Below are 10935 nucleotides of genomic sequence, written 5' to 3' on the forward strand. Positions count from 1 at the left end.
CCTGTCGGCGCGATTCCAGAGCGCGCCCGGAGTCTGTCCACCGGAGTCTGCCCGATGCGCATGTCCCATTTCTTTATCGACCGCCCGATCTTTGCCGGGGTCATCGCGGTTCTGATCACGCTTGTCGGATCGATTGCCTATTTTTTCCTACCCGTAAGCCAATATCCCGACATCGTTCCGCCGACAGTTACGGTCAGTGCCGTCTATCCCGGCGCTTCGGCCGAAACGGTTGCCGATACGGTCGCCAATCCCATCGAGCAGGAGATCAATGGCATCGACGGCATGCTTTACCAGTCGAGTGAATCGACCGGCGACGGCCGTATGACTATCACGGTCACCTTCAAGCCCGGCACGGACCTTGATGAGGCACAAGTGCTTGTTCAGAACCGTGTGGCCATCGCTGAGGCGCGTCTGCCGGAAGAAGTGCGCAGGCAGGGTATCGTCACGCGCAAGACCACGCCTGATTTTCTCATGGTCGTGAATCTCGTATCGACCGACGGCTCACTCGATCGCGCCTATATGTCCAATTATGCGCAGACCCGGATCAAAGATCGTCTCGCACGGCTTGATGGCGTCGGCGATGTCCAGCTGTTCGGACAGCGCGAACTGGCGATGCGGGTATGGATCGATCCAGGCCGCGCGGCGGCATTGGGCCTTACCGGAAACGACATCGTCCAGGCACTGCGCGCCCAGAACGTCCAGGTTGCCGCCGGTACGTTGGGGCAACAGCCTAGCCCAGAAGCCGCGTTCCAGCTCAACGTAGAGACACAGGGGCGGTTTACCGATCCAGCGCAGTTCGGCCAGGTTGTTGTCCGTACCGATCAGCAGGGTCGCCAGATCCGGGTAAATGACGTCGCGCGTGTCGAAATCGGCGCGGCAGACTATGCAACCTCTGCTTATCTCAGTGATTTGGATTCGGTCATCCTGCCCGTGTTCCAGAAGCCCGGCTCGAATGCGCTGTCTGCCGCCGAAGGCGTCAAGGCAGCAATGAATGAGATGTCGAAGTCCTTCCCGCAGGGCCTTGAGTACCGGATCGTCTACAATCCCACCGAGTTCATTTCGCAAAGCATCGATGCCGTGCTGCACACGCTGGTCGAGGCCATCGTTCTCGTCGTGCTGGTCATCATTGTCTTTCTTCAGAAGGCCCGCGCTTCAATCATCCCGGTGCTGGCGATTCCCATATCACTTGTCGGCACTTTCGCCGTGCTGGCAGCTGCGGGCTATTCGCTGAACAACCTTTCGCTGTTCGGACTGGTTCTTGCGATCGGCATCGTGGTGGACGATGCCATCGTCGTTGTCGAAAACGTCGAACGCAACCTCGCGGCCGGGTTCTCCCCGCGCGATGCAGCACGCAAATCGATGAACGAGGTGGGCGAGGCCCTGATAGCCATCGTCCTGGTGCTCTGCGCCGTGTTCGTCCCCACCCTGTTCATGGGCGGACTTACCGGCGAATTCTACAAGCAGTTCGCGGTGACCATTTCAGCCGCGACTGTAATTTCGCTCATCGCTTCGCTCACGCTGTCTCCTGCCCTGTCTGCCATGCTCTTGCGCCCACATCAGGCTCCGCGCGCCGATGCCCCCCGATGGAAGCGCCTGATCGACGCGGCAGGAACGCGTTTCAACACGATGTTCGACCGGTTCAGCGATCGCTATGCAAGACTGACAGCGCGCCTGGTGGCCATGCCCCGGCGGATGATGACCGTTTATGCAGCGCTGATCGGTCTGACCGCCCTTACACTCGCGCTTACCCCGACCGGCTTTATTCCGCAGCAGGATCAGGGCTATTTCCAGAGCGTTATCCAGTTGCCGCCTGGCAGTGCCACTACGCGGACAGATGCAGTAATGAAGCAAGTGGCAGAGCGCGTGCTGAAGGTGGATGGCATCAAAGGCGCGGTCATGCTCTCGGGCTTCGATGGGACTACTCAGACCCAATCGGCGAGTTCTGCCGCCGCATATTGGGTGCTCGACGATTTCGAGACACGGCAGGCCGCCGGGCGTGATGTCGATACAATCATTGCAGAAGCGCAAAAGGCCACCGCGGACATCAACGAAGCGCGCCTCATGATCGTCAAGCCGCCCGTGATCCAGGGCATTGGTTCGGCTGGCGGGTTTCGCCTGATGCTGCAGGACACGTCAGGTAAGGGCTATCGAGCCATGCAGGAGATGGCCAACAAGATCATCGCCAAGGCCAATCGACAGCCGGGTCTTGCCGGGGTGTATACCTTCTTCGACACCAGCACGCCGCGCGTCAAGACAGAGATCGATCGCGACAAGGCGCAGATGCTGGGCGTCGCGCCGTCTGACATCTTTGATACTTTGTCGATTTACCTCGGCAGTGCCTTCGTGAACGATTTCAATCTTCTGGGTCGCACCTATCGTGTCACTGCACAGGCAGACGCCCCTTATCGTGCAGATGTCAGTGATATCGCCAGCCTCCATGCCCGTTCAGGGTCAGGCGCGATGGTGCCTCTGGGATCGGTGGCCACGTTCACCGATGCGACCGGGCCCTACCGCGTCACGCGCTATAACCTTGCGCCGGCGGTGGCCATTGATGGAGACACTGCGCCGGGTGGGTCGACCGGAAAATCGCTGCTGACGATGGAGAAAGTGGCCGCCGAAACCGTCTCGCAGGGCTACGCGACCGAATGGACGGGTATCGCCTTTCAGCAGGCGAACACCGGCAATACCGCCATTTTCGTGTTCGGCCTTGCGGTCCTGCTGGTCTTCCTCGTTCTGGCCGCACAGTACGAAAGCCTGATCGCGCCTCTGGCCATCATCCTCATCGTGCCGATGTGCCTGCTGGCAGCCATGGTCGGTGTCAACCTGCGCGGAATGGACAACAACATCCTGACACAGATCGGTCTTGTCGTGCTGATCGCGCTATCTGCCAAGAACGCGATCCTGATCGTCGAGTTCGCGCGTCAGGGTGAAACGCTTCAGGGCCTGTCCGCCGCAGAAGCCGCTATCGAGGCAGCGCGCACGCGCCTGCGACCGATCCTGATGACCAGCTTTGCCTTTATCCTGGGGGCCGTGCCACTCGTCGTCGCCACCGGTGCGGGTGCAGAACTGCGCCAGGCGCTGGGAACGGCGGTCTGCTTCGGAATGCTGGGCGTTACCGGCTTCGGCCTGATCTTTACGCCCACATTCTACGTCGTCACTCGCACGATCGGTGATCGTATCGCCGGGCTGCGCAACCGTTCGGATGGCAGGCGCCCCGGCCCAGCCTTGATCGAACCTGCAGAATAATGGAGCCAGTCATGACACTGCGCACGCTTCTCTTTGCCGCAACATCTGCTCTCACACTCTCAGCATGTGCCACTGTACCGGCGAGCCTGCCCCCGCCGACAAACGCTGCTGTACCGTCCGGTCCCTTTGTCTCCGCAACGCCGGGCGCCGTCACCCCCACGGCGCTACCGCCGGACTGGTGGCGCCTCTATAATGATCCGGTCCTCGATGGTCTGATCGACGAGGCAAATGTGCAAAACACCGATGTCCGACAGGCCGTTGCCCGTATCGAACGCGCGCGCGCGTCATTGCGCGGCGCACGTGCCGACCGAACGCCGCAGGCACAGCTCAGCACGTCTGCCGGATATGGGCGCACGCCTCCAGGCCAAGCGGCGGCTGGCTTTGACCGCGATGGTGCTCTGTTCAGCATCGGAGCAGATATTACTTACGAACTGGACCTGTTTGGCCGCATTTCCGAAAACGTTGCCGCAGCACGCGGCGACCTTGCCGCCGCCCAGGCCGATGCCGATGCCGTACGGGTCATGGTCATTGGCGATACCACGCAAGCCTATGCCGCTGCCGCCAGTGCGGCGGCGCGGCTGGAAACGGCGCGGTCGATCGTGGCGCTGCTGGATGAAACCGTACGCCTGACGCGCAAGCGTCACGATGCAGGTTTGGCCGATGGTCTTGCGGTTGCGCGGATCGAAACATTGCGGGAACAGCGCGCGTCGGCGATCCCGGCAATAGAGGCACAGCGCAGTGCCGCCCTCTTTGCCCTCGCAACGCTTACCGGCCGTGCGCCGTCGCAGTTGCCGGTCATTGCCGGCGAACGATCGGTTCCGCTCGAGATTGCCGCGCCCATCCCGGTCGGCGATGGGTCGCAATTGCTCGCCCGGCGCCCTGATGTGCGCGCGGCCGAACAGCGCTTTATGGCCAGTTCCGCTCGGATCGGCGTGGCGCGTGCAGACCTTTATCCCCGGATCACGCTTGGCGGATCGGCCACATCGACTGCGCAAAGCATAAGCGATCTGTTCAGCGGTGGCCCGCTCAGCTTTCTTCTCGGCCCGCTGATAAACTGGGCATTTCCCAACCGCGAGCCGATCCGCGCCCGCATCGATGCAGCCAATGCCGACGCGTCAGGCGCGCTTGCAGCGTTCGACGGCACGGTGCTGACGGCGCTGCAGGAAACCGAAACGGCCTTGTCGGCCTATGCCCGATCGCTCGAACAGCGCCGCGCGCTTGCTGCAGCGCAAGCCGCTGCCATGCGCGCGGTCAAGATCACCCGCGCCCAGAATCGCGAAGGTGTGGTGGATTCACTCCAGACACTCGATGCCGAGCGCACTTTGGCCGAGGCACGCGCTGCGCTGGCCGATCAGGATGCCGCGGTCTCGGCGCAGCAGATCGCTGTTTTCCGGGCGCTTGGCGGAGGATGGTCTGTAACGGCGATGGTTGCCACGAGGTTGGCGCCGTTAGCGCGGGTGGGTCCGTAGTCGCGCAGACCGATGCGTTCCTGGCGAGGCTTACCTGATCGATTAATATGTTAGGAATGACCTGTGATCTGAATTCGCGACAGGCAACTCCCCTTGCCTAGCCCGGTAAGGTCGAACATCAACCCGTCGCAATCCAGATATCGGCCGGGTTCTTCGAGATTACGTTCCTTGATTGCCGTCTGGTTTCCCATCAATCCGCCTCAATTCTTCCCCCACACATTTCCCCGCATCAAAAATGTGATGCCTGGCGTCGAACCTATCGGCGTGCTTCCGGCAAGCTTGGTCAGTTGGTCTTTACGGGGGCGCGACCAAAATTCGGCGTTACCCTAAACTGCCCCCGTCGTGTCTTTCCACCGGATACTGACTATTGTTGGCTACAAGTCGAATAGCTCCCCTGCCCGCGTTAAGCCAATCGCAGTGATGCATCACGACGAAACAACATCACGCGGGAAATCGGAGGTTTCGTAGCCGAGGTCCTCTGCTGCCTTGTAGACCTGCCGGACAAACCGTTCCGCAAAAACGGATAGCGGTGAGAAATTCGATGTCAGCAGATACGCGTACACGGGGATGTCGATGTCGATATCCTTAACAACAAACCCGTTCCACAAATCATTGTCCACGCTGAAGCTGTAGATCAGCGCGACCCCGACATTCTTGCGAACAAGCGCGCAGGCCAATTCCGAGCGGCTGACTTCGACGATCGGATCCAGCACGATACCGGGGAACGCTTTCGACTTTGCTGTACCATGGGCTGGTTGAACGCGACATCCCGGTCGAGTGCATCTGTGCGCGGCATGCCAAGGGTGCCCTTTCCGCGCGGCTGTCCGATGACCTCGAAGGCAACCACTGGCGAACGGGAAAAAGGAAGAGCAATGCAGGAATCAATTAGACAACTTAGGCTCAGGACTTCTGTGGTTGCCGCCCGTGGTGCAAGAAGATTTTGATCCCAGTGTGCGAGTGATCGAGTGCGGTCTTCTGTAAGGCCTTCGATTGCGGCATTGTCGGAAGCCGCTGGCCGGTATGGTGATCCGCGGATCAGATCCAACTCTCATTGGCGAGCTGTATCGCTCAGAGTCCTGAACTGGTTTTTCTGACCCAGATCTGTTCGATCATTTTACCCATTCGGGTCGTCGCCTTCTCACACCGCCTTTATCCGACCTCTGGCAGATTTTGCAGCATGTTGCTCATGCTGCCGCCACCAATGCCGGAACTCGGTAATCCACATTCTTTGCCGTCAATGCCCAGATTGTCCGTGCCATCTTGTTGGCCAAAGCAATTGCCACAAGCATCCGCGGCTTTCGCGCTGCAATGCGCGCCAGCCACGAATCCGCTGGGATTGATTTTCGGCTCAGCCAGTTCAGACGCGACATGGCGCCTATGATCAGCGGCCTGCGGATATCAGCCTGCCCAGCCTTGGAAGTGCGACCAAGCCGCTCCTTACCCGCTGAGGAGAACTGGCGCGGAACGAGGCCCAGCCAGGCCGCAAAGTCGCGGCCACAGCTAAAGCTGTCTATAGGCGGGCAAAGCTTCAACTGCCAGCGCGGTTAACGGGCCAACCCCGGGGATCGTCTGCAAGCGCCGCGCTGTGTCGGACTCAGCCGCGAGAACCTTGATCTTCGCGGTTCGAGCGTTGATGCAAACCGACTGTTCGGCGATCTGTTCCAACAGGTCGCGGCATTCCTCACGCATCAAATCGGGCAGGTCGCTGTTCGGCGCATCAAGGATTTCCTCGATCCGTTTGATCTGATGGATTCCCTGCGGAACAGCATGGCCGTATTCATAGAGGCCCGCCCTGAGTGCATTGCCCAATTCGGTGCGCTGGTGGACGAGCCTTTCTCGAGCGCGGAACAAAATCGCCCGGCTTTGTTGTTCAGCACACTTCGGCTCGACAAAGCGCATTTCAGGCCGTTGGGCCGCGATCACTATAGCCTGCGCGTCTGCCGCATCGTTCTTCTGCCGCTTCACAAATGGCTTCACGTAATGTGGTGCAATTAGCTTCACCTCATGGCCAAGCCTGATCATCTCGCGGGCCCAGTAATGCGCGCTGCCACAAGCTTCCATAACCACCACCGCTGGAGGCTGCTCGGCCATGAACCTGGAGAAACTTTGCCGCGACAGCTTCTTGCGGAACTTCTCTTGCCCCGTCATCGACGCGCCGTGCACCTGAAAAACAGCCTTTGGCAGATCTTCGCCGATCATCGTATCTTTCTGCATGGTTGCCGTCCTTTCCGCTAAGTGGCCTTCAACGCCACTTTTTTGGCACATTGCGATGCCGTTCGGCAGGGCGGCAACCACCCCATCTCATTGATTGAGCCAGAAGATGACGGTTGCGGCGATGCAGATGGCGGACATGAATGTGTGGGCGTATCGGTCGTAGCGGGTATGGATGCAGCACCAGTCCTTGAGTTTGCAGAACATGTTCTCGATCCTGTGGCGCTGGCGATAGAGCACAGTGTCGTGGGGGATCGGGACCTTGCGGTTGACCTTTGAGGGGATGCAGGGGGTAATGCCGCGCTCGCTCAGGGCGGCGCGGAACCAGTCGGCATCATAGCCCTGATAGGCCAACAGCGCTTTGGCCCTGGGCAAGGGGTCGATCATCAGCGCCGCGCCCTTGTAGTCGCTGATCTGCGCTTCGCTGAGCAGCATGACCAGTGGCCGGCTCTTGCCGTCGCAAACGGCGTGAAGCTTGGAGTTCAGGCCGCCCTTGGTGCGTCCGATACGTCGGGGAACAGCCCCTTTTTGAGCAGACTGGCTGCCGTCCGGTGCGCCTTGAGATGAGTGGCATCGATCATCAACTGATCCGGCTTGCCGCCCATGGCGGACAGTGCCGCGAGAATCCTGTTGAACTCGCCCATGCGGCTCCAGCGGATGAACCGGTTGTAGATTGTCTTCGGCGGCCCGTACTCCGCAGGCGCATCGCGCCACCGCAAGCCAATACGGATCACGAAGATGATGCCGCTGATGATCCGACGATCATCGACCCGAGGCACCCCGTGCGACAGCGGGAAATGTGGTTCGATCCGGCGCATCTGCGCCTCCGACAACCAGATCAGATCACTCATGGCAGCGCCTCCTCGCGCCGCCATTGAATCAACCAATCGAGAGGTTCGCAAGCAATTTAATAGGTCCTGAGCCTAAGTCGCTTCCGACGTCAGTGCGCCGATCGAGAAGCTTCATCGCGCCGGACCTAGCCTTGCCGGCAAGTCAGGAGCGACACCGTGCAACAATGACACCCAGCGAGCCGGGCGCTATCAAGCCCGCTTTCGGACCCGTCCATTGAAGTCGCGCTTGCCAATCTGCACGCCTTTCATGCGCAGGATGTCGTAAGCGGTCGTGGCGTGAAAGTAGAAATTCGGCTGCGAGAAGGACAGCAGGAACTCTTCGGCAGCAAAATCCATGGCATTGGCGCCAAATTCGAAGCGCATGTCTCGACCGATGAAGCTTTCGACTTCGTCCGGAACTATCGCTTCCAGTGCGACGATCGTTTGAGCGATGCGCGCGCGCAGGCCGTCGAATGTGGCGGGCGGTGTAGTAGTGTCAGGTGAGAAGGTACCCCTCCGGACACCTTCAATGGCACCGATGGAATGCACTGCAGTAGATTTGACCTGGTAGGCGAACGGAAACATATCCTCCGCCAGACGCGCCTGAATTAATACCTCAGGCTCGAGACCGTTCTCGCTGCAAAAAGCTTCGGCTTTGCCAATCAGCCTCGATATCGAGTTGAGGATCTGCAGGTAGGATGGGATCGTTGCGGCATAGAGCGTAAAGGCCATCTCGCTTAACTCCTGCACAGGTTTGGGCATTCTCACGGCGCGGTTGGTGGGGCGCGAACCTATCACGTCTTAGCGCAGTCTCGATCAACCGAGCAATGGCATGGGATGAGCTGCACTCTCGGTGCTACCGGTCTTTCTACACCTTGACCGCCGACGCAAATGGCGGTGGAATCAGTCCGATCCAATGTCGCGCGTGAACGGCTCCCTTCACATGCAAGCCTGGCCCTACATTCCACTTTGTGATGGAAACACTATACCCCCTCCCCATGCGGGGAGGGGGCGCTGTCATGTGCCGTGAGTGTGTGCCGCCTTGCTCAGTTGGAAAATGCGCGGCGCAACTGCGAAGCACCCTGTGCAATTGCGGTTTTGGCTGCGTTGGTCTGTGCGAGCGGGCTCAGCATCACGAAATCGTGCATCGTTCCGTTATAGCGGGTCGACGTGACTGGCACACCTGCCGAGAGGAGCTTGCGGCCAAAAGCTTCGCCTTCATCGCGCAAAAGATCGTTTTCGGCGACAATGATCGTGGCCGAAGGAAGACCTGAAAGCTCCTCCACAGACGCCTTAAGCGGGAACGCCAGAACGTCGTTGCGGCTCTTGGCGGGGTAGTTGGCGCCAAGGAAATAATCCATCGCTTTGCGGGTCAGGAACGGACCATTGCCGAAAGCGCGATAGGAACTGTTGTCCGAGACATCATCGGTAACGGGATAGAACAGCAGTTGGTGGGAAATCTGCGGCCCCTTGCGCTGCTTGGCCATCAAGCTCACCGCAATTGCCATATTCCCGCCAGCGCTATCCCCGGCAACAGCCAAGCGCTTGCCGTCGATCCCCAGTGCTTCAGCATTGACCTTCACGTGGGCCAGCGCAGCATAGGCCTGCTCGTTGTTGATCGGATAGCGGACCTCGGGTGCATTGTCGTACTCGACAAAGATCACCGCAGCCTTAGCCTGCACTGCCAGTTCGCGGATCAAGTGATCGTGCGTGTTGCGATCGCCCATGACCCAGCCGCCGCCATGATAATAAAGGACTGCTGGCAACTGTCCCTTTTCGCCCTCAGGACGGACGATGCGGATGCGCACGCTGCCTGTGGGTCCGATCTTCCAGATCAGATCCTCAGTGGTGGTCGGCGCTGACGCGGCAATCTTTTCAGCCTGCACGCCAGCCAGCACCTTGCGGGCATCTGCAAAAGGCAGGTCATAGATCGGACGGCCTGCAGCAGCTGCATCGGCAAAAGCCTGGGCGGTGGGCTCCATGATTTCTGCAGCGGCGGGCGAGGCAAAGAACAGGGCGGAAGAGGCGGCGAGTGCAACATGCAGGGACTTGATTTTCATGGCTTGGCTCCTTCTTAAAATCGCTCACGATTAGATCGTGTGCGATCTTTATTGCCGATTCGCCCGAGCGAGTCAATCCCTTGCGATTAAATCGCGAGCGATGTATATCAATGTCATGACAAATGGACCAAACCATACCACCCGAGCAGAGCTCCCTCAGGCAGACCCGCTCGACCATTTCCTATGCTTTTCCGTCTATGCAGCCGGACTAGCGTTCAATCGCGTCTACAAGCCGCTTCTCGACCGTTATGCCGTCACTTATCCGCAGTACCTGGCCATAGTGGCGCTCAGCAGCAAAGACGGCCAGAAAGTCAGCGAGCTTGGCGAACGGCTGTTCCTTGAATCGAACACACTTACACCCCTGATAAAGCGGCTAGAGACCGCCGGACTGGTCTCGCGCAGGCGCGATCCCAAGGATGAACGCGTGGTGCGCCTAAGCCTCACGCCGACAGGCCGTGACCTTGCCGACGAGGCACTTCAGTGCGTTCCAGGCGAGATTCTTCAAGCCACCGGCATGTCCTCGGAGGACTTGAGCAGCCTAAATCAAACCATGATCGCGCTGGGTTCGGCCCTGCGGGAAATAGAATGATTTCACTTTAAAGCCCTAGCCCAAAGAGCATTCCAGCCCTTCTCGCCTGCGCGAACGCAAGTGTGGGCCAAATCGGTCATCCCTTAGGGATACGTGACCTTGCCTTGAAAAGCGAACTTCGCGGCTTGATGATGCTCTCTAATTTCTACCTACCAGCGAAACAGAGATCGGCAGCATCGGTCTAAATCAATGTGAAGCGGGCGCGCTCCATTGAAGCCCGATTGGCCAAAGCCCATTGCACCAGCGCACCGACCCGGAGCAGCGTTCTGGGCGAGCTATCTGCAAACCGCGAGCTTTCCGGTACGATGATGCAGAAGCTGCAAGCGGATTGACCACATTCACAGATTACATTGACCTGCCACGGGACATTCATCCAGTTCTGATTAGAGCCTCGGCGGTAGTGGTTATGCCTTTCGGCGCCTTGTTTGCAATGGGGTCAGGCATGCCTGACCCCATTGCAAAAATCGTTTCCGCGTAGCTGGCCGGGGTCTGGTATCCGATCGAGGAGTGCGGGCGGCAGGTGTTGTAGT

At 59.4% G+C, this 10935-nt stretch carries 7 protein-coding genes and 2 pseudogenes; 3 read left to right on the forward strand and 6 right to left on the reverse strand.

Going from position 1 to position 10935, the window contains the following annotated elements:
- Positions 1-54 precede the first annotated feature (54 nt).
- On the forward strand, positions 55-3246 hold the full coding sequence (locus GGQ88_RS07205) for an efflux RND transporter permease subunit (RefSeq protein ID WP_183612430.1): 3192 nt from the start codon (positions 55-57) through the stop codon (positions 3244-3246).
- A gap of 11 nt (positions 3247-3257) precedes the next feature.
- On the forward strand, positions 3258-4715 hold the full coding sequence (locus GGQ88_RS07210) for an efflux transporter outer membrane subunit (RefSeq protein WP_246385589.1): 1458 nt from the start codon (positions 3258-3260) through the stop codon (positions 4713-4715).
- 425 nt (positions 4716-5140) lie between these two features.
- On the opposite strand, the gene GGQ88_RS07215 is transcribed toward GGQ88_RS07210, so the two are convergent.
- From GGQ88_RS07215 to GGQ88_RS07235, 5 genes and pseudogenes are all read right to left on the reverse strand, one after another.
- Positions 5141-5428 carry a type 2 periplasmic-binding domain-containing protein gene (locus GGQ88_RS07215; protein ID WP_183612432.1) on the reverse strand — a complete coding sequence of 96 codons (288 nt, stop codon included), beginning with the start codon at positions 5426-5428 and terminating at the stop codon, positions 5141-5143.
- Positions 5429-5899: 471 nt separating this feature from the next.
- Positions 5900-6929 (reverse strand): annotated as a pseudogene (locus tag GGQ88_RS07220) (IS110 family RNA-guided transposase).
- Between the two features lie 87 nt (positions 6930-7016).
- Positions 7017-7777 (reverse strand): IS5 family transposase gene (locus tag GGQ88_RS07225; RefSeq protein WP_183612433.1). Its coding sequence is split into 2 segments (ribosomal slippage): positions 7017-7444 and positions 7444-7777, totalling 762 coding nucleotides; the frame shifts between segments, so codons are not numbered across the junction.
- A 189-nt stretch (positions 7778-7966) separates the two neighbouring features.
- The gene (locus GGQ88_RS07230; protein WP_183612434.1) at positions 7967-8488 is read right to left on the reverse strand and encodes a DUF1993 domain-containing protein; all 522 of its coding nucleotides are present in this window, start codon (positions 8486-8488) and stop codon (positions 7967-7969) included.
- A 314-nt stretch (positions 8489-8802) separates the two neighbouring features.
- Positions 8803-9816 carry an alpha/beta hydrolase gene (locus tag GGQ88_RS07235; RefSeq protein ID WP_183612435.1) on the reverse strand — a complete coding sequence of 338 codons (1014 nt, stop codon included), beginning with the start codon at positions 9814-9816 and terminating at the stop codon, positions 8803-8805.
- A 115-nt stretch (positions 9817-9931) separates the two neighbouring features.
- Between GGQ88_RS07235 and GGQ88_RS07240 the strand changes: the two genes are divergently transcribed.
- The gene (locus GGQ88_RS07240; RefSeq protein WP_183612492.1) at positions 9932-10405 is read left to right on the forward strand and encodes a MarR family winged helix-turn-helix transcriptional regulator; all 474 of its coding nucleotides are present in this window, start codon (positions 9932-9934) and stop codon (positions 10403-10405) included.
- Positions 10406-10774: 369 nt separating this feature from the next.
- Here the strand turns inward: GGQ88_RS07240 and GGQ88_RS21240 are convergent.
- Positions 10775-10935, reverse strand: a pseudogene (locus GGQ88_RS21240) (IS3 family transposase); the annotation flags it as partial.

Origin of the sequence: Novosphingobium hassiacum (genome assembly GCF_014196055.1) — a bacterium.
GTDB classification, from domain to species: domain Bacteria; phylum Pseudomonadota; class Alphaproteobacteria; order Sphingomonadales; family Sphingomonadaceae; genus Novosphingobium; species Novosphingobium hassiacum.